Origin of the sequence: Paenibacillus sp. FSL P4-0176 (genome assembly GCF_037975265.1) — a bacterium.
GTDB lineage: Bacteria > Bacillota > Bacilli > Paenibacillales > Paenibacillaceae > Paenibacillus > Paenibacillus amylolyticus.
Genome location: NZ_CP150242.1, coordinates 2,352,474 through 2,377,582 on the forward strand (window position 1 = coordinate 2,352,474; position 25,109 = coordinate 2,377,582).

The 25,109-nt window shown below is 46.7% G+C and carries 25 protein-coding genes and 1 pseudogene; 18 read left to right on the top strand and 8 right to left on the bottom strand.

The genetic code is table 11. From position 1 onward, the window contains the following. The first annotated feature begins 100 nt into the window (after positions 1-100). Entirely contained in the window at positions 101-1,255 is a 1,155-nt protein-coding gene (locus MKY95_RS10920) for a sn-glycerol-1-phosphate dehydrogenase (RefSeq protein WP_339198725.1), read from the top strand. A 223-nt stretch (positions 1,256-1,478) separates the two neighbouring features. On the opposite strand, the gene MKY95_RS10925 is transcribed toward MKY95_RS10920, so the two are convergent. After that, positions 1,479-2,075, bottom strand: a complete 597-nt coding sequence (locus MKY95_RS10925) for a helix-turn-helix transcriptional regulator (protein WP_017689431.1) — start codon at positions 2,073-2,075, stop codon at positions 1,479-1,481. A 442-nt stretch (positions 2,076-2,517) separates the two neighbouring features. On the opposite strand from MKY95_RS10925, the pseudogene MKY95_RS10930 reads away from it, so the two are divergent. From MKY95_RS10930 to MKY95_RS10975, 10 genes and pseudogenes are all read left to right on the top strand, one after another. Further along, positions 2,518-2,907, top strand: a pseudogene (locus tag MKY95_RS10930) (phage holin family protein); the annotation flags it as partial. Positions 2,908-3,193: 286 nt separating this feature from the next. After that, positions 3,194-3,481, top strand: a complete 288-nt coding sequence (locus MKY95_RS10935) for a Dabb family protein (RefSeq protein ID WP_017689429.1) — start codon at positions 3,194-3,196, stop codon at positions 3,479-3,481. Between the two features lie 173 nt (positions 3,482-3,654). Continuing rightward, positions 3,655-4,116, top strand: a complete 462-nt coding sequence (locus MKY95_RS10940; protein ID WP_076318399.1) for a HepT-like ribonuclease domain-containing protein — start codon at positions 3,655-3,657, stop codon at positions 4,114-4,116. A gap of 10 nt (positions 4,117-4,126) precedes the next feature. After that, complete coding sequence (locus MKY95_RS10945) at positions 4,127-5,041, top strand: DUF4261 domain-containing protein (protein WP_076318400.1); 915 nt, start codon at positions 4,127-4,129, stop codon at positions 5,039-5,041. Positions 5,042-5,226: 185 nt separating this feature from the next. Further along, positions 5,227-5,604: a YtxH domain-containing protein gene (locus MKY95_RS10950; RefSeq protein WP_017689426.1), complete on the top strand. Its 378-nt coding sequence runs from the start codon at positions 5,227-5,229 to the stop codon at positions 5,602-5,604. 224 nt (positions 5,605-5,828) lie between these two features. Then, a complete protein-coding gene (gene racE / locus MKY95_RS10955; RefSeq protein WP_036610949.1) occupies positions 5,829-6,638 on the top strand; it encodes a glutamate racemase in 810 nt (269 codons plus the stop codon). A gap of 234 nt (positions 6,639-6,872) precedes the next feature. Continuing rightward, positions 6,873-8,078: a M14 family metallopeptidase gene (locus MKY95_RS10960; protein WP_076318713.1), complete on the top strand. Its 1,206-nt coding sequence runs from the start codon at positions 6,873-6,875 to the stop codon at positions 8,076-8,078. Positions 8,079-8,274: 196 nt separating this feature from the next. Continuing rightward, on the top strand, positions 8,275-8,532 hold the full coding sequence (locus MKY95_RS10965) for a hypothetical protein (protein WP_076318401.1): 258 nt from the start codon (positions 8,275-8,277) through the stop codon (positions 8,530-8,532). Between the two features lie 142 nt (positions 8,533-8,674). Beyond that, positions 8,675-8,977 carry a heme biosynthesis protein HemY gene (locus tag MKY95_RS10970; protein ID WP_036609727.1) on the top strand — a complete coding sequence of 101 codons (303 nt, stop codon included), beginning with the start codon at positions 8,675-8,677 and terminating at the stop codon, positions 8,975-8,977. A 21-nt stretch (positions 8,978-8,998) separates the two neighbouring features. Next, the gene (locus tag MKY95_RS10975) at positions 8,999-9,220 is read left to right on the top strand and encodes a DUF1450 domain-containing protein (protein WP_017689421.1); all 222 of its coding nucleotides are present in this window, start codon (positions 8,999-9,001) and stop codon (positions 9,218-9,220) included. A gap of 102 nt (positions 9,221-9,322) precedes the next feature. On the opposite strand, the gene MKY95_RS10980 is transcribed toward MKY95_RS10975, so the two are convergent. Next, the gene (locus tag MKY95_RS10980) at positions 9,323-9,721 is read right to left on the bottom strand and encodes a hypothetical protein (protein WP_143781030.1); all 399 of its coding nucleotides are present in this window, start codon (positions 9,719-9,721) and stop codon (positions 9,323-9,325) included. Between the two features lie 150 nt (positions 9,722-9,871). Here MKY95_RS10980 and MKY95_RS10985 point away from each other — a divergent pair, with 150 nt between their 5' ends. Further along, the gene (locus MKY95_RS10985) at positions 9,872-10,153 is read left to right on the top strand and encodes a hypothetical protein (RefSeq protein ID WP_076209046.1); all 282 of its coding nucleotides are present in this window, start codon (positions 9,872-9,874) and stop codon (positions 10,151-10,153) included. 174 nt (positions 10,154-10,327) lie between these two features. Then, the gene (locus tag MKY95_RS10990) at positions 10,328-11,158 is read left to right on the top strand and encodes an aldo/keto reductase (protein ID WP_017689419.1); all 831 of its coding nucleotides are present in this window, start codon (positions 10,328-10,330) and stop codon (positions 11,156-11,158) included. A 335-nt stretch (positions 11,159-11,493) separates the two neighbouring features. Here the strand turns inward: MKY95_RS10990 and MKY95_RS10995 are convergent, their stop codons facing one another. The 4 genes from MKY95_RS10995 to MKY95_RS11010 form a co-directional block, all read right to left on the bottom strand. Continuing rightward, positions 11,494-12,219: a DsbA family oxidoreductase gene (locus MKY95_RS10995; protein WP_076318403.1), complete on the bottom strand. Its 726-nt coding sequence runs from the start codon at positions 12,217-12,219 to the stop codon at positions 11,494-11,496. An 82-nt stretch (positions 12,220-12,301) separates the two neighbouring features. Next, the gene (locus tag MKY95_RS11000) at positions 12,302-12,730 is read right to left on the bottom strand and encodes a cytidine deaminase (protein ID WP_076318404.1); all 429 of its coding nucleotides are present in this window, start codon (positions 12,728-12,730) and stop codon (positions 12,302-12,304) included. A 75-nt stretch (positions 12,731-12,805) separates the two neighbouring features. Beyond that, positions 12,806-14,806 (bottom strand): LTA synthase family protein, encoded by a 2,001-nt coding sequence (locus MKY95_RS11005; protein ID WP_076318405.1) that lies wholly within the window; start codon positions 14,804-14,806, stop codon positions 12,806-12,808. Positions 14,807-15,019: 213 nt separating this feature from the next. Further along, positions 15,020-16,174, bottom strand: a complete 1,155-nt coding sequence (locus MKY95_RS11010) for a class I SAM-dependent RNA methyltransferase (RefSeq protein WP_074094429.1) — start codon at positions 16,172-16,174, stop codon at positions 15,020-15,022. A gap of 238 nt (positions 16,175-16,412) precedes the next feature. On the opposite strand from MKY95_RS11010, the gene MKY95_RS11015 reads away from it, so the two are divergent. Next, a complete protein-coding gene (locus MKY95_RS11015) occupies positions 16,413-17,045 on the top strand; it encodes an O-methyltransferase (protein ID WP_076318714.1) in 633 nt (210 codons plus the stop codon). 185 nt (positions 17,046-17,230) lie between these two features. Here MKY95_RS11015 and MKY95_RS11020 read toward each other — a convergent pair whose 3' ends face one another. Beyond that, a complete protein-coding gene (locus MKY95_RS11020) occupies positions 17,231-18,442 on the bottom strand; it encodes an asparaginase (protein ID WP_047842361.1) in 1,212 nt (403 codons plus the stop codon). Positions 18,443-18,928: 486 nt separating this feature from the next. Between MKY95_RS11020 and MKY95_RS11025 the strand changes: the two genes are divergently transcribed. Next, entirely contained in the window at positions 18,929-20,131 is a 1,203-nt protein-coding gene (locus MKY95_RS11025) for a cytochrome P450 (RefSeq protein ID WP_076318406.1), read from the top strand. Positions 20,132-20,237: 106 nt separating this feature from the next. On the opposite strand, the gene MKY95_RS11030 is transcribed toward MKY95_RS11025, so the two are convergent. After that, positions 20,238-21,449, bottom strand: coding sequence for an MFS transporter (locus MKY95_RS11030; RefSeq protein ID WP_036670103.1), 1,212 nt, complete (start codon positions 21,447-21,449; stop codon positions 20,238-20,240). Between the two features lie 204 nt (positions 21,450-21,653). Between MKY95_RS11030 and hemE the strand changes: the two genes are divergently transcribed. Genes hemE through hemY form a run of 3 tightly spaced genes read left to right on the top strand, consistent with a single transcriptional unit; the run spans position 21,654 to position 25,085 of the window. Further along, positions 21,654-22,718, top strand: a complete 1,065-nt coding sequence (gene hemE / locus MKY95_RS11035; RefSeq protein WP_076318407.1) for a uroporphyrinogen decarboxylase — start codon at positions 21,654-21,656, stop codon at positions 22,716-22,718. Beyond that, positions 22,711-23,661: a ferrochelatase gene (gene hemH / locus MKY95_RS11040; RefSeq protein ID WP_076318408.1), complete on the top strand. Its 951-nt coding sequence runs from the start codon at positions 22,711-22,713 to the stop codon at positions 23,659-23,661. Before hemE ends, hemH begins: the two co-directional genes overlap by 8 nt. Next, positions 23,661-25,085 (top strand): protoporphyrinogen oxidase, encoded by a 1,425-nt coding sequence (hemY, locus tag MKY95_RS11045; RefSeq protein ID WP_047842365.1) that lies wholly within the window; start codon positions 23,661-23,663, stop codon positions 25,083-25,085. Before hemH ends, hemY begins: the two co-directional genes overlap by 1 nt. Positions 25,086-25,109: the final 24 nt, after the last annotated feature.

Genomic DNA, 25,109 nt, shown 5'->3' on the forward strand with positions numbered 1-25,109 from the left:
AAGTGTGATCAGGAAAATCATCACATTTTATTTCCTTTTTTATCTTGTGGTTTTAACCCGTTAATTATGCATGATATCTCATATGGGAGGGTAAGAGCGAATGAATATGAACGAACGAATTGCAACATGGAATGAGGAAGCACAGCAGTGTGCTTGCGGTCATCAACACCGAGTGGTGGATATGCTGATACATCTGGAAGCTGGGGCCATTCAGAGGTTACCGGGTTATTTGTCTGAGCAAGGATATCGTCAGGTGACGGTTGTTTATGATCGACATACGTTTCGGGCCGCCGGATCTGATGTGCTGAGTAGTATTCGCGAAGCGGGAATGCATGTGGATGAGATCGCTCTACCGGAGAATCGCACGGGGGATATCATTGCGGATGAAGCAGCTATTGTGCAGGTTATGTTGGGTGTGAGACTCGAAAGTCAGGCTGTAATTGCGGTGGGTTCAGGTACCATTCATGATCTGGTGAGATTTGTTTGTTCCAAAATGAATAAGCCCTTTCTGTCGATACCGACAGCGGCTTCAGTAGATGGCTTTACCTCTGCGGGTGCACCCTTAATTGTAAGCGGAATCAAACAGACATTTCAGGCTGTTCCGCCTGAAGCCATTTTTGCCGATATGAATATCCTGGAGCAAGCTCCCCAAGTGATGACGGCTGCCGGATTCGGAGATATGCTTGGCAAATATACTTCCCTTGCAGATTGGATTGTTTCTCGTGATCTGGGCGGGGAACCGTTCTGTCCGGTTGCTTATCGGATGACAGAAGAAGCGCTGAATACCTGCATAGATCATGTACAAGCGATTGCGGAGGGGCGAGCAGAGGGAGTAGCTGTATTAATGGACGCATTAATTGTTTCCGGTATCTCCATGCTGATCATTGACCATTCCCGTCCGGCATCCGGAGGTGAGCATCATCTGTCCCATATTTTGGAGATGGATCTGATGCAAGCGGGAGAAAGGCCGGTTCTGCATGGTGCCAAAGTTGGCGTAGCTTGTGCATTACTTACGGTGAAATATAAAGAACTTGCACAGACATCGGGTGAACCGGTGTTTGGGATATATGACCAATTGCCGGAGGCTTCTCAGCTCATCGCATGGTTGGAACAAGTAGGTGGACCTGTGACTACTGAGCAACTCGGTGTAACCCCGGAGATGGTGGAACATGCATTCAACACAGCGCATACGCTTCGTCCTCGATATACCGGATTGAGATATATCAATGAAGTGTTAAACACGAGGTTAGGATGACCTTTTTAGAGAGAATGGTCATGATGAAATGCGTTAACTTCGCTTGTAGCGGGCTGTGATGGCTCTCCTTGGGAGCAAAAGGCGAAAAAGGGTAGGTTATCTGACATTTCTGATGGAATAGCCAGAACAGTGCTTCAAGTCCGAGAGAGAAGGCATGCATTTATTTTAAAAAAGGCTCTGGCCTCCCTATGGGGAGATCAGAGCCTTTTGGCTGTTCGCTTATTTAGTTGTTGCGACGATCTTTCAAGATGACATCTGCGAACAAAATAGTTTTCGGGATACGGAAAAATTGCTCCGCTTGTTCCTGAAATGCAGCAGAAGGCAGTGTTCCCTGATGCAGCCATTTGCGGAAAGTGCCGGGATGAACCCCGATCCAGTGGCTGACATCTGTCACCGACAGATCATGGACCATACACAAGCCTGTCAAAATACGGTTACTAACCGGAGAACGGGTCACCGTACGCTTCATGAAGCGAGATGACTCGGGTTGACATATGACAGGGCTATTACGCACAACTTCTTCATTGAAGAGAATATGACGCGGGTAGCCGAGTAATTGGCAAGTCTTGTCCAAATTGGTACTGCCGGGTATCCGTCCTTCATATACCCACGCACTGACACTGCGTGAAGAGATGGAGAGGTCTTCAGCAAGCTGGGACAACTTGATATCATTGGCCATCAGCACGGCAAGAAGAACACGATTGCGGATTTGACAGCGTGTCGGTTTTCGGAATCGTTTAACACGGACGCCTTTTCCCAAGTATTTACGGTTGATCAGAGACCACGCCTGGATGGAATGTTGTTCTGGTTGATTAGGCATATTTCCTCCGATTTTTTTTAACCAAATACTACAATAAACAACGGGGTACTTTCAAGTGCCGGGATTACCGGTTACAAATGCATCAATGCGTGAATTCACGATAAAGAGGGAACTACGAACTAGACCATGCGCAATTCACATCCTAGTATATTCCTAGATTACAATGTTTCACTAAAAATGAGGGGAGAAATTGAACAGGAATAAAAATAATATAGTTCTAATTACTTATTATTAGGTCTAAAGAACTTTTATCTGTTTTTTGTTGATATGATGCGGTTTATTTCCCTGAATTCCCCAAAAGCATGTGATTTTCGTTCCCCTGTTGCGAAGAGGATGTGCACAAATCTGAAATGATAAATCCGCGTGTTCAGCATGACATGTGACCTGTCAAATCTCTTACTTTTACATATATTGTATGATACTCAAGTGTAAAGGAGAGGTGATGAACGTGCATCTATCTGTGAATACCTTTGCTGTCATCTCGGGAGCATTTGTTACGTTTGCTTTTGGCGGATGGGATCAATTGCTGAGCCTGCTCGCGGTCGCGATGGCTGTGGATTATATAACAGGTTTGGCAGCGGCGGTAAGAACAGGTACCGGGTTGAATAGCAACATTGGATTCTGGGGGATTGCTCGCAAAGGGCTCATGCTGACCGTTGTTTTGCTTGCTCATCGAATTGATCTGATCATGGGAACCGATTTTATCAAAGGCGGAGCTATTTATTTCTATCTGGTGAATGAACTCATTTCAATTACCGAGAATTATGCCAAAATCGGTCTTCCATTGCCTGCAAAGCTCAGACAGGCCATTGCAGTGTTGAAGAAACAGGAGGATCAGGAGGATCTGACGAATCGTGAATGGTCCAAACCGCAGCAAACCCCGGACGACATCAAGCAGCAGGCTGAAACAGGACAAACTTTGCAGGATGACTCCGCGAAACAGACGGAGGATGGATCGCAAAAGAAATCCGAATCGAAAGGAAACGGTTCGGATTAGTTTTTCTTAATCAAGAGAACGTTTCCAAGTATCCTTTCGTAATAGAGAACGTTATGATATATTTTGGATACATGAAAATTCATTCATTTCTACTATTATATTAAACGAGGTGTTTGCCCAGATGATAAAACATATTGTCCTGTTCAAAATGAAAGATCGCTCAGCAGAAAGTATTGAAGCTGCAGCCCAGGTGCTTCGCAATCTGGAAGGTAAAATTGATGTCCTGGTTTCACTTGAAATCGGGATTGATGTGCTTCGCTCGGAGAGATCGTTCGACATTTCACTCACGGCGGAGTTTGCGTCACTGGAGGATCTTCAGGCGTATCAGGTACACCCGCTTCATCAGGAAGTTATCAAGTACATGAACGAAGTCAGAGAACAGTCAATTGCAGTGGACTACGAAATCTGATCTGTCATTCAAACTACGTTGAGATAAAGGGGACTCTGCATGAGCGATTTAAGAGACGTTATGGAATTTCTATATATTTTTGTTGTGTTTCTAATCGCTTGTCCTGTGATGATATTCTGGCTTAAGCGAAGAGGGAAACGGAACCGATAACTCACTGAACGGGAAGTGAACGAATGTATTATGTGAACAGAGAACAGATTGCCCGCCGGCTTGCTGCTGTACCGGAAGTAGCTGAAGGGCTTCGCGGGGCAGCAGAAGCTTGGGATGGCAGTCTCATGCTGGGTATGGTACAGGAACGTTGTCTTCACCTGGCGATCGAGATTGTTACCGATGTGGGAAGTTATCTGATAGACGGCTTCATCATGAGAGATGCAAGCAGCTATGATGATATTATTCAGATTAATTATGAAGAAAAGGTTTTTGATAATCCGACCTATGAGATATTGCGTCAGCTTGTCACGTTACGCAAACCACTGGTGCAGGATTATTACACTTGGGAGCGGTCTGAGCTCCATCCGCTTAGCGTAGAGTTGCCGAGTATACTTGAACATTTTACTACTCAGGTTAGCGCCTACGTGGAAAAAGAACTTGGTCCTTTCAATACGGCACAGGCCGAGGGACAGCGTAAGGAATGAGGGAAATCGCATGACAAATGAATCAAAAGAATTCAATGAAGTAAATACTGAAAGTAACGAAACAAATGAAACACCTTCCGGATTCCATCCGGTGTATATGGTTGAACTTTTGTTCCGGGAACGTCCAGAGGTGGATCGCCTGCGTTTGCAGGAAGCTATGATCCGTCATACAGGACAAGTCCGACTGGATGTGAAACAAGAGAGCGGAGGGCAAAAGCATGAGATGCTTGTCTTCTATCATCTGGACCACAAGGTATCCTTCCAGGAAGGGGATATCCCTGCTCAGACTTGCATGCTTCCTGTGAATGAAATCGCAGATCGTGCTCGCTTTGGCGGTGCTCTGCAACAAGCATGGCATTGGCCGGAAGTGGGACAAGCTGTGGAAGCTGCGCGTTACTCCATTCGGATACATGATATGTTCACGGCTGCCATGCCTCGTAAACAGCGCCTGGAGCTGTTTCAGAAGACTGTACTGGCAATCATGGAGAGTGTGACCTGTGATGCGCTGTATTGGTATGGCAGTGATAAGCTGGTTGAACCGGAAGCATATACGCAAGCTCAGGAACGTGAGGAACATCTGTATGCAGCCATGAACGTTCGAATGTATCAAGCCGGAGGTACAGAGGAACAGCGCGGGTTGGTCATGGATACCGTGGGATTATCTGCGCTGGGTGTACCTGATGTCCAGTGTCACTTCGTCGGTCTTGATCCGGATACGGTGGCTCAGACCTTACTGGGTGCAGCTTATTACATATTTGATCAGGGGGATGTTCTGCAAGATGGACAGACGCTGGGTTCTTCAGGTGGACGTCGCTGGCGTTGTGAACATCAGGCAGCATTGATTGCACCTGGACGATATGTGATTGATTTGGACCCGGGGGATGAGCATGCCGCGTCTAATCTCGAGCCGGCTCGTCAGAACTGAGTTTAAGCCAAGTCATTTGCATCCATTCAAAAAGGGCGTTCAGATTATTTTTAACATCTGGAGTGTCAAGTCAAGCCTGTGCTGCTTATAATGCATCAACAGAGTAGGCATTCGCCCGGATGGCTGAGCGACAGACCGTTGCTTCTAGTCCGGTACTTAAACAATAGTAAAGGGAGAGATGTGACGTGAAGGATTCTAACAAAAGTTTGTTGTGGGGAGCTCTTATTGGCTCCGTGGTTGGTTCAGTAACGGCATTATTGCTGGCACCAAAATCGGGACGTGAACTTCGTCAGGATATTACAGAAGGTGCTCGTCAGGTATCGGAGAAAGGTCAGGAACTGGCTGGTATCGTGGGAGAACAAAGTTCGCAGATCGTATCCAAAGTTAAAGAGACCGCAGATGTCGTAATTCAGGATATTCAATCCTGGCGCAATTGCGCTGAAGGGAAAGAAATTCGCATATCGGCAGCCATTGTTGATAATGATATCGATAAAACAGTGGATGAACCGGGAATTGACATCGTAGCGAAGCTTCCTGCGGATGAGTCCAAGGACGACAACTAAGCAAAGCTTGATAAGCAGGCTTTCCTCTATTTAGAGGAGAGCCTGCTTTGTTGCGTGTCCACACATTCGCGCTACGTCATCTATGGTGGATTTAATTTGAACCCCGCGATGAAATCGGGTAAGATGTAGGTACCTTTTTGCCGGAATGTTCATACGGTAGGAAGAAAGCTCTGAGAAACAATCGTTTTGAGAACCAATTCAATGAAGAAGGAAGCGGTGTGTTCGTGCAGCAAGCAATCGCTATATTAGACTCCGGTGTGGGGGGATTGACCGTCGCCAAGGAAGTGATGCGTCAGCTCCCGCGGGAAAAGATCATTTATTTTGGGGATACTGCCCGGACACCGTACGGACCCCGTTCGTCCGAACAAGTAAAACAATTTACGGAACAAATCGTTGATTTCTTGATCCAATTCGATCCGAAGGTTATCGTTATCGCCTGTAACACAGCAACAGCAGCCGCGTTGGAGTATATCCGTGCCAAGGTGAATATGCCTGTCATTGGTGTTATACATCCGGGTGCGCGGGCCGCAATCACAGCGACACGTACAGGACGTATTGGTGTGATTGGTACCACGGGTACCATCGGTAGTGGGGCTTATACATCGGCACTCAAGCAGTTGTCCCCCTATATTGATGTGGTCAGTCAGGCTTGTCCGGCGCTGGTGCCGTTGGTGGAACAAGGTGAATTTCGTTCCGAGCACACGACACATACGGTGGAACAATCATTGGGCGAGATCAAACAACAGCCAATCGATTGTCTTATTCTGGGTTGTACGCATTATCCCTTTCTCATGGACACGATTCAGGAAGTTATGGGACAGGAAGTGAAGTTAATCAGTTCAGCAGATGAAACGGCACGTGAAATCAGTACGATTTTATATGATAAACGAAAGCTGGCCAGTGGGGATGAGACTCCGGTGCATCAATTTTTCTGCACGGGTGACCCGAGAATGTTCCAGAATATCACCCGTCGATGGTTGGGGGAGCAGATCTCCAAGACCCCTGTTGTCTGGCAAGTTACGCAATTATCATAGTTATACTCAAATTATGCATGAATAAGACTTTTAATTAATGTAATTTGGTTGTGGACTATCCCGGAACTGTGAAGTTCCGGGATTTTTTGTCGTCATTATGCATTAACAGGAGATAAACATGATTCTTGTCACATGACGGACAACCTGACCTGCATACATATGTTACAGACACGAAATTGGTCAGAACTGGACAGGAGACCTGTCTTTTCCTGTGGAAAGGAGAACAACATGGATCTGCAGTGGATTATCGTTCAGCGGGGAGATACATTGCCGCGAATTGCGTCAGCACACCATATGACCAAAGAGTTACTTGCTGCACTAAACCCGGAAGTGGCTTCCCAGCCATACTTGCTGGCAGGTCAGATGCTGCGTATTGTCCCCGGGACAGGTCGCAGATACGCTGTACCGCCTGGAGAAAGTGTAGGGGAGATTGCAGGGAGATTTGGTCTGGACGAAGAGTTGTTGCGCCAGGCCAATCCTGAAATTACCAATATAACCGACTGGGTTGGTCGCTGTATTCATATTCCGGCTTCGAATGGAAAAACTATTGTAAAGATTCAGGGAGAGTATGGTTATCGAGAATTAATCAGGGATATAGACAAGCTGGAGAATCAATACCCGTTTATTGAAACGGGTTCAATCGGAACAAGTGTCATGGGCAAGTCACTGCCTTATTTGCGTATTGGGCAAGGATCGAGACATATCCATGTTAATGCTTCCGTTCATGCGAATGAGTGGTTGACAACAGCAGTTTTGATGAAGTTTATCGAAGAGTATGCCGAGGCGTATGGTGCGCATAGGACATGGCATCAATATCAGACAGAACGCTGGATGCAAGAGACGACACTCTGGGCCGTGCCGATGGTTAATCCGGACGGGGTCGAACTGGTTCAGGAAGGTGTGGTCAATCAGCATCCACATGCACAGCAGTTGTTGGCCTGGAATGCCGACAGATCACATTTCACCCATTGGAAGGCCAACATCAGAGGGGTGGATCTGAATGATCAATTTCCAGCCCATTGGGATGAAGAGGCAGCGAGAAGAGGTATGACCTCACCTGGCCCCAGGGATTATGCGGGGACCGCGCCATTGACAGAACCGGAGGCACAGGCGCTTGCGCAGTGGACGCGGCAACATACATTTGATGCGGTTGTATCCCTGCATAGTCAGGGACAGGAGATCTATTGGAACTACCGTGATCTGGAACCCAGAGAGAGTGGACCGCTGTCGCGTAGACTCGCCAAAGCTTCCGGCTACAAGGCGGTGAAGCTCGGTGGCAGTGATGCCGGATACAAGGACTGGTTTATTCAAGATTTCGGTAGACCGGGCTTCACGGTAGAAGTTGGATTGGGTGTTAATCCGCTTCCCGTAGAACAGTTTGATGATATCTGTATAGAAGTGGGAATGTTGCTGGCTGAACTGTTATCCAATGGACAATAAGGCAAGACCCCGAATTACGAAGGTGTGAAACTTAACAGTAGATCATTCGTATAACAGGAACGGACGCTATGAGCGACGTTCCGTTTTTATTATTTTTTATAATGGCATGTTACGTCATTCGTTCTGAATGGTTTTCGAACGGGTAATGATGGATGTGCCGTTTCGGCGACATATATAATTATACGGAGGGATTCAAATGAAGTGGAGAAGACTACTGTCGTTCAAACGATGGACACAAGTTTTCAAAAGGCTCCCCCGGCTGCTCCGGGCTCCGCAGATTCCTTTGGGAGAAAAGCTGTTGTTTATTATTCCAGCGCTGTTGTACTGGGTACTTCCTGACGTAATGCCGTTTATGCCCATCGATGATATCGGGGTCACTTTGATTCTGATGAACTGGTTTGTAAGCCGGGCAGAACGTAAATATCCTGCGCTTCAAGAGGGGACACCTTCTTAATTTGCGGCCCGATGGATCATATTGACATTGAATTCGCATCAATGTTATTGCGAAGAGCGGTAACTTTCTTTACAATAGATGCTGTAGTTTAAGAATGCTGAAATTGTTGAAATCTGCAATTACAATATAGGAGATGAAGAGAATGAACTGCAAAATTACGCGTAATGCTGCTAAAGTATTGAAGCTTGAATTGGACAAGCCGGAGAACGAAGGAAAAAAACTGCGCGTTGTCATCACCCATGCACATGGTGACCATGCTCACTACGGCCTAGATATCGACACACCAAAAGAAAATGATACAGTTGTATCTACCGATAAAGAGATTGATGTCATTCTCGCGAATGATCAGCCTTTGTTGAACGGTGTTAAAATTGACTACCTCTACTTCCCGGAAGAGGGATTTGTTATTACGAATCCGTCCCAGGGTAATCACGGCGACCACTAAGGGCGCGAAGAAGGGGAACTCATGGCTAACGATATCCGCGTATGCGAAAAGTGTAATCATGTCCGACTGAAATCGATTGTGCCCAAGTTGCAGAAAATGGCTCCAGACACGGAGATCAAGATTGGGTGCAAATCCTATTGCGGTCCTTGCGCGAAACGTGCATTTGTCTTTATTAATGGTCGGTATATCAGTGCGCCGACAGAAGAAGAAGTGCTCGCCAAAGTCGCAAAGTTTGTGAAGTAATAGGATATAACAAGGTGAGTGGAGAAAACTGTCCACACATCAGAAAGGAGGGGCTACGTGCCTCTCCTTTTTTTTGCGTTTGGGTAGAAGTGAAAGGGTGTGTTACTCCATAGCACCTTCGACCAACTCAGTAATTTGGAAGGTATCTTCTCGAATTTCAATGGCAATGACGGTCGTATCCTTTTTCAGAAAATGTACATGTCCCAGCCGTTCTTCTTCCAATTCAACCCATCCTGTATCCGCTAACTTCTGAAAATAATCCAATGGCGGGTAGAGTCCTTGCTCCCCTCCAATATGTTTCAATTCATACATCACGCCTTCTTTAATGTTTCGATTGCCTGAATCAGTTATGATTTTAATGAGCTTCGCATTGCTTGGGACTGGGATGTCTGGGTTCATGGATGACGCTGTATATCCTTCTATCTCGTATGTAGCTTGAGCGCAGCCTTGTACCCAAATGAGCAAGGGCAACATGCAGAGTGTCAATATTATTTTCTTCAAATGATTGCCTCCTGATTCGTCATGAATATCTAATTAACGTAGTGTAATCAACTAAAGTTACGATAAAAACACAAAAGAAGAATAAGGAAGGCTTGTGTTATCCATCCTAAAGGGGTAACAGGAACATGATAATCCCAAGGAGGAATACTCATGCCGAAGCGTTATGATTCCAGTTTGCAAGCCGATACCACCGTATCTCAGGCGCAAAATGCGGTGAACAAGCTTCATTATGCTGTATCTCAGGCCATGTCTCATCCGACTGCACAGACCATTGTACAGGCGGAACGACGTCTGGCACACACGGAGCAGGCGATGCGACAAGCAGAGCTTTCACTCGGAGGGCAAGGTGTTGAGTTGGCAGAGGAAATGTTCATCGAGGAGAAGAGAAGATTGAATTCAATCCAGAGTCAGCACGGTCAAGGGAATTTATAACGTTCCTGTCACATCAGAACCCGCAGGGCAGCAATGCTTTGCGGGTTTTTCATATCTTTTGCAAAGACTCTGGGTCCATGGGTTTACTCCGACAGTATGTCGAATGGTCGCTTAAAATTCTGTGAGAAGGTTAATAGAACAAGAGCAGGCAAAATTCCATACGGGAGGTACAGAATGACAAAACATATTACAGATTGTACGATTCTGAACAACGGAGTAACGATGCCATGGCTAGGATTTGGAACATATAAAGCAAAAGGTAAGGAAGTACAACAGGCGGTTGAGACCGCTTTGGAGGTTGGATATCGTAGTATTGATACCGCGTCCATCTATGGCAATGAGGAAGAAGTGGGACAAGCTATTGCAAGCAGTGGTGTTGCCCGTAACGAACTGTTTGTGACAACCAAGCTCTGGAACGAGGATCAGGGATTTGATTCAACGTTGAGAGCATTTGAAGCCAGTCAGAAGGCACTTGGATTGAATGTGATTGATCTTTATTTAATTCACTGGCCTGGCAGAGATCAGTACAAGGAGACGTGGAGAGCATTCGAACGTCTATATAGCGAAGGAAGCATCCGTGCGATTGGTGTGAGTAATTTTCAAGTACATCATTTGCAAGATATCATAGATGAGGGTGGAACGGTACCTGCGGTTAATCAGGTAGAGTTGCATCCGGGTCTGATCCAGCAGGAACTGCAGGATTTCTGCGGGGCGCAGGGAATTCAGTTAGAGGCTTGGAGCCCGATCATGAAAGGCAAGCTGAGCCAAGAGTCTACCCTCAAAGCGCTGGCCCAGAAATATGGGAAAACACCAGCACAGATCATTCTGCGCTGGGACATTCAGAATCAGATTGTGACGATTCCGAAGTCGGTTACCCCGGAGCGTATTCGTGAGAATGCGGACATCTTTGACTTTGAATTGACACCGGATGAGTTGAGACAGATTGATGCACTGGATTCGGATAAGCGGACGGGTCCACATCCGGATCAACTGTTCTGGGATTAAGTGGGTAGACGCTAATTGAATATAATTGTTTGATGAACTACTGGTGGTTGTTCCGGTTACGTAATCGTTCTTTTGATCGCTGTTGTCTCCAAATTTTTTTGATTCCTCTTTTCAGAGGATAAAATTTGGATACAGCTTATGCTTCCGATGCAGCTTTCTTGCAGAAAGCTTTCAGGCGAACGCTTCGCTTCTTCAGAATCGATTCCGTCCCCTCCACAGTAACTGTCCATCAAACACAAAAATATACAATGAGCTAGAATGGTGTGTAGTATATAAAAAAAGCAGCAGGATCGGGAAATATCCCTGATCCTGCTGCTTTTTGTGTTTGAATTGGCTTAATTTTTTTTCGGGACTTCGCATCCGTCATCTGTGCAGATGCCACTGCCGTCTGTTTCTGTTGTGTTGGATTCAACCATGGTGAAAGGGGAACGCTCGTCCCATGCTTTTTGAATGGCATCCAGGAATACCTCGTCAGGCTGAGCGCCCGATACGGCGAACTTACGGTCGAATACAAAGAACGGTACACCGCGGATACCAAGTTGCTCTCCTTCTGCTTGGTCAGCACGGACATTGTCGGTGAATTGATCACTGGACAGCACTGCCGCAGCTGCGTCATGATCCAAGCCGACTTCTTCTGCTAACTGAGCCAACACTTCAGTGTCGCCGGAGTGTTTACCTTCAATAAACACAGCTTGGAAGATTCGTTCACTCAGTTCAAGCGCTTTGCCTTGTGTATCTGCCCAGTGTGTCAAGCGGTGAGCTGAGAAGGAGTTTGTAGGGATCATGGCATCGATATTGTATTCCAGTCCTGCCGTACGAGCATTGGCATTCATCTGGGCATTCATACCTTTGGCCTGTTCCACGCTCATATTATATTTGGCGGCCAGATATTCCGAATTGGTTTTGCCTGGGTTCAATGCAGCGTTTGGATCAAGCTCGAAGCTTTTGAATTGCAGCTTCACTTCATCACGGTGTGGGAACTGTTCCAGTACATTCTCCAGGCGGCGTTTGCCGATATAACAGAAAGGGCACAGAAAATCAGACCATATCTCAATATTCATTTTATTATAACCTCCATCATCCTTTTAGTTGAAACCAATATGGTTACAATTATAAAGCCACTTTCTATAATTCGCAAGGAGATTACTTTTTATTCTGATATGCCTTGGACCAATGGTAAGGTTGAATCTCATCCAGTCTCTTAAAGACCAGTTGACCAGAAGGATCATATACGGCAGCTTTGACTTCTTCGCCCCAGTAAAATAATCGTTCCTGGCATACACCGCAAGGTGTAAGAACCTTAAATTCCGAATGCTCGTCATCACGAGCGATACAGAGGGAGTGGGTGACACGTTCGTTCAATTTGTGGGCTTCCAGATAAGCTCCTGTTTCCATACACAGATGCGTGGCATCGTTGATGACCTCTGGAGCTACACTAATCAGCAGGGAGCCAGCTTCGGTATAGACGGCACCCGCGCCGCCCCATCCCTGAGGATAACGTTGCTTCACAAATTTTGCGGCTGCATCGAACAATTGCTGTTCGATATTGAGTGGTTCAGTGTGTGATGTCATGTAATGAGAGTTCCCCTTTTTAAATCCAATTCAATTCATTTCGTGTATTTGTTTAGTTTGTCATTACGATATTGCTCATTGCGGTGTTGCTGCTCCACTGTCTTCCTCTCGAAAGCGCTGAATCAAATCATAAGTAATGACCGTGTCCGAGACATGCAATCGTTTGGTTGCTTCATCATGACCGGGGCGGCAAGCATTGATGTCCGTTTTGTCGCGTGTGGACAGGTCATAACAAGCACCGCTCTCATAGATATAATCATCCGATGGAATATAGAATACAGAACCATCCGAGAATGTGCCATTACGCAGCACAACCGTACGCCCAGACCCGTCATATACGTCGTTACCCATGTGATAATAGGACTGGTCGGATAAGCCTAGCAAATGCAGTACGGAAGGCGTGATGTCCAGTTGTCCCGAAGGTTCGTTGATGGTTCCGGCAGCTGCTCCGTCCGGTAAATGCACGAGCAGGGGGACCTCGTTCATGATCTGTGCCATATCCAGTTCGTTCAGTGAACGTCCCAGGAACTGTTCGTATTGTGATTGTTCCTTAATCGAGTTGTCGTGATCCCCGTAGAACATAAAGATGGTATTTTCCCATAAGCCCCGATTTTTCAGATCCTCGACCATCTTACCCAGTGCCGAATCCACGTAATGAACGGACTGCAGATAGTTACCAAACATGGTTCCCTGGAACTCGCCTACATCCAGTTGCTGCTTCTCTTTTGGCAAGGCATACGGATGGTGACTGGTAAGAGTGATTAGGAAGGAATAGAATGGTTCGGTCACCTCACTACTCATTTTCTCAACGGATTGCCGGAAAAAGGATTCATCAGACAGGGACCAGCCAAGCGGGTCATCCTGTGCAAAATCATTTTTACTATAGAACTTGTCGTACTTCATGTTCTGATACATCGTATACCGATTCCAGAAGCCACTCTCATAAGCGTGAAATACGTTGGTGCTGTACCCGTTATCCTTCAGGATGGAAGGAAGGGAATCATACGTATGGTCTGCATAACGTACAAACGCTGATCCAACCGGAAGCGGATGTAGGGAAATGTTTGCTCCAAAATCGGCATCTGACGTTCTACCCTGACCTGTCTGGTGGTAAAAGTGGCTATAATACTGACTTTCTTTCATCAGTTCATTAAAATGCGGTGTGATCTCCTGACCGCCAATGCTCTGGCCAATCATGAAGTTCATAAAAGCCTCACCCTGGACAATGATGACATTGCTGTCCTTATATTTGCCGAACAAGGCATCGTTCTGTGGTTCAGCTCCTTGCCTCTCAGCAAAGAATGCCTTTGCTTGTTCAACATCTGCGGGTTCAGCCTGCGGCCCGGAGCCGATGTGGTCTTTGGCATAGTTGTACAGATCATAACCGTGAAAAGCGAGCAGTCCGGTCACATTATACATGGATACATTCCACCAGTTGTTATCAAACAGGCCTTTGGCCCATGTTTTGCTGTAGAAATAAATCGGGCCGACGGCGAGGCCAAGTCCCAGCACAAGGGCAATGCTGCCAGCCGTGAGACGGCGGCGCAACCGTGCCTTGCCATCGTTGTACGAATAACTCCCATAGCCATGAACAGACGGACTGATGTGCTTCGAACGGTAACGTCTGTTGAATAGTACGATAGTTGCGAATGGAATGACGACAAGCCAATCAGCAAAGAACCATAGATCGCTTGTGTAGATCAATGTAGCGATGCTGTCACCCAATGCGTCAACTTGTCTAGCCTGCAACAATACCGGGAGGGTCAAGAAATCCTGGAAATAGCGATAATACACCATATCGGCGTAGATTAGTGCGGTAAGCAGCAGGTTAAGCACCACGAGAGACACGATCATTCCTCTACGTGGCAGCAACCAGGTCCAGAAGGACAAGAGTAGTAAAGATCCAATAGCAATGACTTTATCCAGCAGTCCCATCGTAATGTTATAAGCGTGAAGATTGTGGTGGAGCCACATGAGTTTGAGCAGCATGAGCACAAGAAAAATAAGATATAACGTTAATGGATGATTTAAAAGCCCGCGTGGCATGGAGCTGCGCGTAGGCCGAGTGACAACCATATGTATGTCCTCCTTGCTTTTGTTGTTTTGTAATCGGAATGTAAAATAGGGCTCCATCCATTATAGCGTGGCCTCATGTGTTTTCAACTATGCCTCAGAAGAATTGATTTCTGCGGAAGAGAAGACCGAAGTCGGTGAATTCATATGACCAGAAAAGCGCACAAAAAAAGCGCCCCGGCCATGGATGGCAGGAGCGCTTTAGATTCGAAATAATTATGAAGATTGTGGTGCTTTATTTCGTGGGGGCAGTGGGCCCAAATACTGATAGTACTGGGTTTCTATTCGTCCGTTGAACAACTTGCGACGTTTGTCTGCCTTATGACCGAAATACTCCTCAAAAGCTTTGGTTGATGTGATTGCAAAAAAGGACCATGTTGGCATGTCGAGGTAACTGCGCCCTAATGAGCGGAGCAACTTCTGAACTTCTTTTTCTTCACTCAAACGTTCACCATATGGGGGATTGGTAATGATAACACCATATTCACCCTGTGGTCTTGCGCGATGAGCGGGCAGGACGCTGACTTCAATATCTTTGGCGAACCCAGCACTTTTGATCGCTGCCATAGCAACTTCAATCGCTTCAGGATCAATATCGCTACCTGAAATTTGTAACGGGACATCGTCACGTACAGCATCAAATGCTTCTTCGCGCGCCTGTTCCCATAATTCTTCAGGAATAACAGCCCAGTCCTCGGAGTTGAAGGTCCGACGAAGTCCCGGTGCAATGTTCCAGCCGATCATAGCGGCTTCGATCAGCATTGTGCCTGATCCACAGCATGGATCATAGAATGGACGAGATACATTCCAGCGGCTGAGCTGAATAAGAGCTGCAGCAAGTGTTTCTTTGAGTGGCGCTTCGGTGACGAGTTTACGATAACCCCGTTTATGCAGACCTGGTCCCGTCGTATCTAAAGTAAGCAGGGCGCGATCGTTCAGCAGAATGACCTCAATCACATAACGAGACCCATCCTCTGGGAACCACTCTGTGTCATAAGTCAGCTTCAGTTTCTCTACGATTGCTTTTTTCACGATCCCTTGTGATGCAGGCACACTGCTTAACTGGGATTTTTGAGAACGACCCTCTACAGGGAATTCGCCGTCGGCTGGAATCCACTCTTCCCAAGGCAGTGCTTTGGTGCCTTCAAACAATTCGTCGAAAGTCGTGGCAGGGAATTCACCCATTTTCACCAATACGCGATCCGAACTTCTCAGCCACAGATTACAACGGCAAATATCAATATAATCTCCTGTGAAGAAAACCCGTCCATTGTCGATCGTAACATCTTCATACCCCAGTTGTTTCAGTTCCCGGGCAACAACAGCCTCGAGTCCCATCGCCGAGGTTGCAATCAATTGCAATTGAGCCATGTGATTCATTTCAACTCCATTTCAAGCTGGAGAAGGATATCCTTCTCTCTGCTGTATAGTAACGGTGCGGCCTTGCCGCTTTCCGTGAAAAAACTTACAATGAGAAATGCGGTGAACGTATGCACTCCTCTTTCGAAGTGATGCATCAGTCAACCGCCTGTGTTGATAACAAACATTTATTATAGAACATTGGCATCCATATGGAAAGCAGTCCAAGTGTCCAAGGAGGATTTTAGTGGTGAATCTGACCCCTGATGAATATGTAAATCAATTATTTCAAGAGGATGAGCTTTTGCTGAAAGTGAAAGAGGCCATCCGTTCGAACGGTATGCCGGAAGTTTCGGTTGCGGCGGCATATGGACGATTGCTCACGTTTCTAGCGAAGACATCCAAAGCAGAAGCTGCGCTCGAAATCGGCGTGCTGGGCGGTTACAGTGGGATCTGCATTGCGCGTGGATTGCGTGAGAATGGAACCCTGACTTCGCTGGAACTGAAAGGGGAATATGCGGCAATGGCGCGTGGTCATCTGGAGGAAGGTGGTTTTGGCGAAAAGGTGGAGTACCGCATTGGCCCGGCGGCAGACAGCCTGGAGCAATTGGAGCAGGAAGGTCGCACATTCGATTTCTTCTTTATTGATGCAGATAAGGAGAATTATCCGGTATATCTTGACTATGCCATCAAGCTGGCTCGGCCAGGTGCTGTTATTGTTGGTGATAATTGTTTCCTGCGTGGTCGTACGCTGAATCCGGACAAGCAGGGCCCGGCCGTGCTTGCTGTTCGTCGTTTCAATGAACAGATGGCAAGTGACCCGCGCCTGGTGACGACCATGTTGCCGGATTACGATGGGCTGGTACTTGCTTGGGTAAAGTAAAAGTGGAAATTTCCTAAAGATAAAACTCCGATGGAGCACGATCTCACGCTTTTATGTTTGTGAGGTGGATCGTGATGCTGTACGGAGTTTTCTAAAAACACACAAAGAAAGAGACGACACACCTTGAATCACAGGGAGTATCGTCTCTTTCTTTGTATTTACAGATATCGTTGTTGTAGTTCGATTTATACTTCAGGTGTTCCGTACGTTTCAAACCATTTTTTGATGGTGTCAAAATCATCACTGAAGGACAAGCCCAGCATCAATAATACACGAGCTTGTTGTGGACTCAGGTTGTCGCCTGCAATGATACCTTTGCCGCCACCGTACACACTTCCTGAACCCGTCCGAGTGGTGGTCACAAAGATGACACCTTCTTCAATGGCTTTGGTACGAGCTTGTCCCATAGCTCTGGAGATACCGCCAGCTCCGGTACCGGAAGTCACAATTCCTTTGGCACCGCTGCTCACGAATCCTTCAATGGCTCCGCCGCCAGCTTCTTGATACGAGATCGCAATTTCTACTTTGGCCAGATCTGCCTTTGTGATTTTACTTAGATCAAATACGGGCTTTGCTGTGCCTTCAGGTTTCAAGGCACGTGCAGGAGCACGGTAGATTCGGATATTTTCTTCATCAATATATCCTACAGCGCCGAGCATCGGCGTTTCAAACGTATCTGTCCGATAATCATTTGTCTTGGTTACACCACGAGCAAGCTGGATTGTATCATTCAACATGAGTACTGTGCCAAATGAAGTGGTACGACCACTGCCTGCAAGTTTGATGGCGTTGTACAGATTGGCTTGAGCGTCAGAACCGATGACGGTCCATGGACGCATGGAGCCTGTGATCACGACAGGTTTGTCACTCTGAACAGTCATATCGAGGAAATAAGCGATTTCTTCCATTGTATCTGTACCCGTGGTAACGACAACACTGTCATACGTTGCTAGAGCTTTGTCTACCGTCTGCGACAAGTCATAGAGGTCGGTCATGCTATAGGAACCTGAACCTGAGTTTCCGAATTGGAGTGTGCTAACATCGGCAATCTTCTGTTTATCCGGTAAGGCGTCTACCATCTCTCCAATGGGAAGTGTACCTGCCTTGTAATTCTGGAAGCTGGTGGCATCCTCGGATTGACCGGCAATCGTTCCGCCAGTTCCAATCACCAATACATTAGGAAGTGCAGATTGTTTGGAAGAGTCTGGTATTGCAGGAATGGAAGTATTGCGAGCCGGAGTAGTAGTTGCTGTCTGAACAGCACCTGTTGTGCCTTTCACCTCTACCGTAGCTGCGTGCGCGGCGTAGGTTCCAATGGGGGACAACGAGATGGTCAATGCTGTTAAAGCTGCGGTACTCCATACGGCCCAGGGACGAAGATTGGATGTTTTACTCATGAATAGCACTCTCCTTCAAGTAAGTGTGATGTTAAGTTTGTTAAGAAGAATATGTATACCATTTCAAATTTATTGTATTTCATGTTAATTAATATGACAAACGTAGATAATGGTAGAGTAATCGGTTACATTCGTAGATAATGAGAGTAAAGTGATTATTTATGAGGAATTACGAAAGAATATTCATTTTGCTAGAGATATATAAGAGCTGGTTTTAGTAATTTTGAAGGAAAATAAACCCTTTTAATGTTAGTTAACATTACATAATGAGTCTTTTGTCCTGATAAAATGAAGAATTTCAATAAAAGAATGTCGAATTGGGACTCATATCAGAAGTAGGTAACAGAATGAGAGGATGATAGTAACGCATATTAGGTAATGGGGATCAATTACGGTCTAAAGAGTGGTTTCGTAATAGAGTTATGTTTATAATAGGGGTGATCACCATATGTAAATAAATATATAATATTGATTGGAGGAGAAACGATGAAACAGGCACCGAGAAAGTATGCAAATTACATTCCGATTCGGGAACTGGAGACTTTGGAAGAGAGGTTATCTCCCTTCAAGGTGTATGCAGAACTTCGTGATAACACTCCAGTCCGCTATGATGAGCATCGAGAATGTTGGGATGTTTTTGGTTATGAAGATGTGAAGTACGTTCTGAAAAATCCGAAACTATTCTCTTCTGCACGTGATCGTGCCAATACGAGCATGTTGACGACAGACCCTCCCAAACACAAACAGCTGCGTGATCTGGTGAACCAGGCGTTTACACCCAAGGCAATTGAAGCATTGGCTCCGCGTATTCAGGAAATCACAGATGAGTTAATTGCTCCACACCTGTCAGAAGGACATATGGAACTTATTGATGACCTTGCAACACCATTGCCCGTCATTGTCATAGCGGAATTGATCGGAGTCCCTGCGGCGGATCGTCAAAAGTTCAAAGACTGGTCTGATGTGTTGGTGAAAGGCGCGCGTGACGATAGTGAGCAGGCCTTCCAGGAGTTATTGGAGGAGAAAAAAAGAAATATGCAGGAGTTGCATATCTATTTCACTGGCATTATGGAAGAACGTCGGTTGCAGCCAAAGGATGATCTGATCTCATTACTGCTTGCTGCGGAGATTGATGGTCAGCAATTGACTTCAGATGAAGTGGTAGGCTTTTGTATTCTCTTACTTGCTGCCGGTAATGAAACAACAACCAACCTGATTACCAATGCGGTTCGCATTCTGTCTGAACAACCCGAGCTACAACAGGAGTTGCGCGAACATCCAGAACGGATTACTTCTGCGATTGAAGAGACGCTGAGATATTATCCGCCAATTGTCGCGATTGGGCGGGTCGCCAAGGAAACTGTAGAGTTGAATGGCCAGACGATTCAAGCTGGAGAGCAGGTGATTTCCTGGGTTGGAGCAGCTAATCGGGACAGTGCCCAATTTGAAAACCCGGAAGATTTCATCTCTGATCGCAAGCCGAACAGGCATATGGGGTTTGGTTTTGGCATTCATTTTTGTTTGGGCGCACCACTCGCTCGATTGGAGGCAAGGGTAGTTCTTCATACATTGCTTCAGCACATGGGAAACATTCAACTTGTGTCTGGAACGGCTCTGCAACCGATACAAAGTGCTTTTGTATTTGGTGTGAAACATTATCCGATAGAATTCAATCTAATAAATAAATGATGAATGGCGCATGAATGACAAAAGCCGCTCTCAGGCCAATTAGGCGCTGGAAGCGGCTTTTTCAAATGAAAAATTAAGATGGACTATTTAAGAAATGGATAGGGAATCAGGATTCCCGAATAGAAGCAGGTTTGTTATACAATTTGAATCGGACCCAAACCATATTAAGCAGCAGCAGTCCGCCAGAGACGATAAACAGACCTTCGATCCCGATGAATCCTGCCATAAATCCTCCAATGATCGCTCCAAGCATGTTGCCCAGCGCCAGAGTACTCGTATTAAAACTGAATGCACGGCTGATCATGCTATCTGATGTATAGGAACGGATCAAGGCATTAACGCTTGGAAGCAAGCCACCCATGAACACACCCATCATGAAACGAACAAGAATGAGCTGCCACACGGTCTGAACAAATGCCTGCGGGATAAGCATGAGTCCTGTTCCTATGAGGGAGAACGTCAGCACCTTGTGAGGACCAATCCGGTCACTCAGCTTCCCGAGAATCGGAGACATTGCCATATTGGATAGTCCCGTAACTGCACCGACAAGTCCTGCCCAGAAGGCCACATTTACATCCGAAGCATGCAATTTTTGCACATACAGCGGCAAGAGTGACATGGGGCTGATCATTGCAAACTGCAACAGAAACGTCACAGCAAACAGTGCGGGCAGTTGAGGTGACTTGTTCAATTCCTTCAGACCGGATAATACGGATTGTGCCGGCAGTTTGGCTGCTTCTTGACGGTCAAACTTCTCTCTGACCAGGAACATGGCGAGCATGGAAGCGACAAAGATCAGTCCACCTGTAATGTAGAAAATGGGGCGGAAGCCTACCGCATCCGCTAACAAGCCACCAATAAGTGGACCCAGGATTGTACCGGCAACCTGTCCGGACTGACTGATTCCCATGGCAAAACCCATGCGATCTTTCGGAGTGGTACCCGATATCAGTGCAACAGCTGCAGGGTTGAAACCGGAGATGGTACCGTTAAGCAAACGCAATAAGAGAAGCTGCCAAGGATTCTGTGCCAGACCCATAAGGGCAATTACGATGGCCATCCCGAATCCCGACCGCAGCAGCATAACTTTACGGCCATACTTGTCCGATAACTTGCCCCAGAGTGGTTGGAACAAAAATGAGGTGAGGAAATTGGCTGCAAAAATAAACCCCGCCCAAATGCCAATTTCATGTTCGCCAACAACACCCAGATCTCTTGCGAGATAAAGAGACAAAAATGGGGTAATCATGGTCATGCCCGAATTGACCAAAAATTGTCCGAACCAAAGCACAATGAGGTTTACTTTCCACGTTTTCAAAGTGCTTTCACTTCCTTTCAAAGATATTTCTGTAATTCTCAAAAAAACACCATTCTTTCATTATAACATAATTGGCATATGAGGGATGGGTGTAAGGAATGTCATAGTATTGTCACGTAGAACGCATCTGCATGTGGTTGTTACGGCTGTTTAAAAAGGGCATAATGGTAATTATGAGTCCAAAAACTATTGGAGGCTTCTTACATGAGCTATAATGATCGACTGATTCGGGCAAGTTTTAAACAACAGGTAGACCGTGTCCCGGTATGGTACATGCGTCAAGCTGGACGTTACGATCCTGAATATCGCAAAATTAAAGAAAAGTACTCCTTGCTAGAAATCTGCAAACAACCCGAGCTGGCGGCTGAAGTTACACTCATGCCGGTACGCAAACTTGGTGTAGATGCGGCTATTTTGTATTCCGATATTATGAATCCGGTTGCCTCTCTGGGCATTGATTTTGACATTGTAAAAAATATTGGTCCAGTTATCGATAATCCTATTCGGTCCGCTGCAGATGTGGATCGGCTGCGTCCCATCGACGTAGAAGGAGATCTGTCACATATTCTGGAAACCATTCGAATTCTGGATAAGGAGCTTGATGTGCCTCTTATTACGTTTGCGGGCGCACCATTCACGATTGCGAGTTATCTGATTGAAGGACGACCTTCGAAAGGTTATATCCGCACCAAAACGATGATGTACAGCGAGCCTGAGGTGTGGCACAAGCTGATGCAGAAGCTTGGTGATATGGTTATTACATATGTCCGTGCGCATATTGCGAATGGCGGTAAGGCATTCCAGTTGTTTGACAGCTGGGTTGGAGCACTTTCTCCCAAAGACTTCAGAACATATGTGTTGCCTACGATTACCCGTATCTTTACCGAATTATCGGATTTGAATGTACCGAAGATTTATTTCCCTGGTGTTGCATCCGGTGAGTTGTTGCCAGCACTGCATAATCTGCAAGCCGATGTGATTGGACTCGACTGGAGAGTATCCATTTCGGAAGGGCGTCAACGTCTTGGCGGCAAATTTGCAGTACAGGGTAACCTGGACCCATATTTGCTGACTGCCCCGATGGAACTGATTAAAGAGCAAGCCAAATTGATTATTGACGAAGGAATCAAGGAGCCGGGTTATATTTTCAACCTCGGACACGGATTATTTCCTGAAGCATCGCTAGAAAAGCTCAGAGAACTAACGGCGTATATTCATGAATATTCTGCCGAAGCAATGAAGAGTGGGGTGACGGTAACCAATGACTAATACTGTAGGTGTACTGGTGATGTCGTATGGCACACCGGAAAATATGGAGAGTGTTGGAGCGTATTACACACATATCCGCAGAGGACGTCCGCCTGAACCAGAGCAATTGAAAGAACTGACGGATCGTTATGAAGCCATTGTTGGCGGTGTTTTTCCACTTCGGGAGAACACAGACAATCAGGTCAAGGCCCTTCAAGAGACATTAAACCGCGATGAGCGTGGCACTGAGGTGGAATTCCGTTGTTATCAAGGACTGAAGCATGCCTATCCGTTTATTGAGGATGGCGTGGAGCAGATGGCGAAGGATGGAATTCAGACAGCGATTGGTATTGTACTGGCTCCTCATTTTTCCACGATGAGTGTAGGCAGTTATATCAAACGTGCGCGTGAAAAAGCAGAAGAGCTGGGCGTTCATATGTCCTTTATTGAGAGTTATCATCTGCATCCGAAGTTAATTCAGGCGTTGTCCACACGTGTCAGTGCCAAGTTGGATGCGTTCGAAGAAGCTGGAGCAAAACGCGGAGATGTGAAGGTGTTGTTTAGTGCGCACAGTCTGCCGGCGCGTATTGTGGAGATGGGTGATCCATACCCGCAACAATTGCTGGAGACTTCAGAAGTGATTGCCTCACGTGTAGGCATAACCAATTGGCAATTTACGTGGCAGAGTGCCGGACGAACAGCTGAGCCTTGGCTTGGACCGGATATTCTGGATACGTTACAGGAGCTTTCTCGTGAACAGGTAGAGGATGTGCTGGTGGCACCAATCGGGTTTGTCTCGGATCATCTCGAAGTGCTCTATGATCTCGATATCGAGGCCAAATCGATTGCCAAAGAGATCGACATGCGCCTGATGCGTATTGACTCTCTCAATAGCGATCCTCTATACATGGAGACGTTAAGCGACGTTATTATAAGCCAATGGCAGCAAGGGTCGGATGAGTAATGGGTGATAAGAAACGCCGTGTTGTTGTTGTCGGCGGTGGCCTTACCGGCCTCAGCGCGGCATTTTATATCCGCAAGCATTACCGGGAAGCGGGCGTTGAACCCGTGATTACTTTGGTCGAGAAAAGCTCGTCCATGGGAGGCATGATTGAGACACTGCACCGGGATGGATTTGTGATTGAAAAAGGGCCGGATTCTTTCCTGGCTCGCAAAACAGCAATGATTGATCTTGCCAAAGAATTGGAGATCGATCATGAATTGGTAAGTCAGAATCCGGAGTCGAAGAAAACGTATATCATGCAGCGTGGCAAGCTTCATCCTATGCCAGCAGGACTTGTTCTCGGTATTCCGACAGAACTAAGACCATTCTTGAGAAGTGGTCTGGTCTCTCCGGCAGGCAAACTGCGGGCGTTGATGGATTTTGTCATCCCGCCGCGTCGTACAACAGAGGATGAATCGCTCGGTTATATGATTGAACGTCGTCTTGGAGCAGAAGTGCTGGAGAACTTGACGGAACCACTGCTCGCAGGAATCTATGCAGGTGATATGCGGCGATTGAGCCTCCAGGCTACCTTCCCGCAGTTCGGAGAAGTAGAGCGCGATTACGGCAGCTTGATCCGGGGCATGATGACGGGTCGCAAACCGGCTGAGACGCATACCGGAACAAAACGAAGTGCCTTTCTGAACTTTCGCCAGGGGTTGCAGAGCCTTGTTCATGCCCTCGTACATGAACTGCAGGATGTGGACCAACGTCTGAACACTGCGGTGAAGTCGCTGCAACGCCTTGATGGAGCGCAGACCAGATACCGTGTTGAACTGGGTAATGGCGAAATGCTTGAAGCGGATGATGTAGTGGTTACTGTGCCAACATATGTTGCGTCGGAGCTGCTGAAGCCTCACGTCGATACAGCGGCACTGGATGCAATTAACTATGTGTCTGTAGCCAATGTGGTGCTCGCTTTTGAGAAAAAAGAGGTGGAGCATGTATTCGACGGATCGGGTTTCCTCGTTCCGCGGAAAGAGGGCCGTAATATTACGGCTTGCACGTGGACATCGACGAAATGGCTGCATACGAGCCCGGATGATAAGGTGCTGCTTCGCTGTTATGTTGGTCGCTCCGGTGACGAACAGAACGTAGAGCTTCCGGATGAAGCGCTGACGAATCTCGTTCTCAAGGATCTGAGAGAGACGATGGGTATTGAAGCAGTGCCGATCTTCTCCGAGATTACAAGGCTACGTAAATCCATGCCACAGTATCCGGTGGGACACCTCCAACATATTGCCGCCCTCCGTGAGGAGCTTGGCAGCAAATTACCTGGTGTGTACATTGCAGGTGCAGGTTATGAGGGCGTAGGCTTGCCTGATTGCATCAGACAAGCGAAGGAAATGTCTGTTCAGGCTACACAAGAGCTTGCAGCAGATTAAGTACAGCAAGAGAGCTGTCTCAAA

Coding starts and splice junctions, on each gene's coding strand:
- MKY95_RS10995 (WP_076318403.1), bottom strand. CDS start 12,219: ATGAATATTGAGATATGGTCTGATTTTCTGTGCCCTTTCTGTTATATC.
- MKY95_RS10970 (WP_036609727.1), top strand. CDS start 8,675: ATGAACTGCAAAATTACGCGTAATGCTGCTAAAGTATTGAAGCTTGAA.
- MKY95_RS11025 (WP_076318406.1), top strand. CDS start 18,929: ATGAAACAGGCACCGAGAAAGTATGCAAATTACATTCCGATTCGGGAA.
- MKY95_RS11020 (WP_047842361.1), bottom strand. CDS start 18,442: ATGAGTAAAACATCCAATCTTCGTCCCTGGGCCGTATGGAGTACCGCA.
- MKY95_RS10985 (WP_076209046.1), top strand. CDS start 9,872: ATGCCGAAGCGTTATGATTCCAGTTTGCAAGCCGATACCACCGTATCT.
- MKY95_RS10965 (WP_076318401.1), top strand. CDS start 8,275: ATGAAGTGGAGAAGACTACTGTCGTTCAAACGATGGACACAAGTTTTC.
- MKY95_RS10920 (WP_339198725.1), top strand. CDS start 101: ATGAATATGAACGAACGAATTGCAACATGGAATGAGGAAGCACAGCAG.
- MKY95_RS10935 (WP_017689429.1), top strand. CDS start 3,194: ATGATAAAACATATTGTCCTGTTCAAAATGAAAGATCGCTCAGCAGAA.
- MKY95_RS10940 (WP_076318399.1), top strand. CDS start 3,655: ATGTATTATGTGAACAGAGAACAGATTGCCCGCCGGCTTGCTGCTGTA.
- hemH (WP_076318408.1), top strand. CDS start 22,711: ATGACTAATACTGTAGGTGTACTGGTGATGTCGTATGGCACACCGGAA.
- hemY (WP_047842365.1), top strand. CDS start 23,661: ATGGGTGATAAGAAACGCCGTGTTGTTGTTGTCGGCGGTGGCCTTACC.
- MKY95_RS10925 (WP_017689431.1), bottom strand. CDS start 2,075: ATGCCTAATCAACCAGAACAACATTCCATCCAGGCGTGGTCTCTGATC.
- MKY95_RS11010 (WP_074094429.1), bottom strand. CDS start 16,174: ATGGCTCAATTGCAATTGATTGCAACCTCGGCGATGGGACTCGAGGCT.
- hemE (WP_076318407.1), top strand. CDS start 21,654: ATGAGCTATAATGATCGACTGATTCGGGCAAGTTTTAAACAACAGGTA.
- MKY95_RS11000 (WP_076318404.1), bottom strand. CDS start 12,730: ATGACATCACACACTGAACCACTCAATATCGAACAGCAATTGTTCGAT.
- MKY95_RS10945 (WP_076318400.1), top strand. CDS start 4,127: ATGACAAATGAATCAAAAGAATTCAATGAAGTAAATACTGAAAGTAAC.
- MKY95_RS10975 (WP_017689421.1), top strand. CDS start 8,999: ATGGCTAACGATATCCGCGTATGCGAAAAGTGTAATCATGTCCGACTG.
- MKY95_RS11005 (WP_076318405.1), bottom strand. CDS start 14,806: ATGGTTGTCACTCGGCCTACGCGCAGCTCCATGCCACGCGGGCTTTTA.
- MKY95_RS10990 (WP_017689419.1), top strand. CDS start 10,328: ATGACAAAACATATTACAGATTGTACGATTCTGAACAACGGAGTAACG.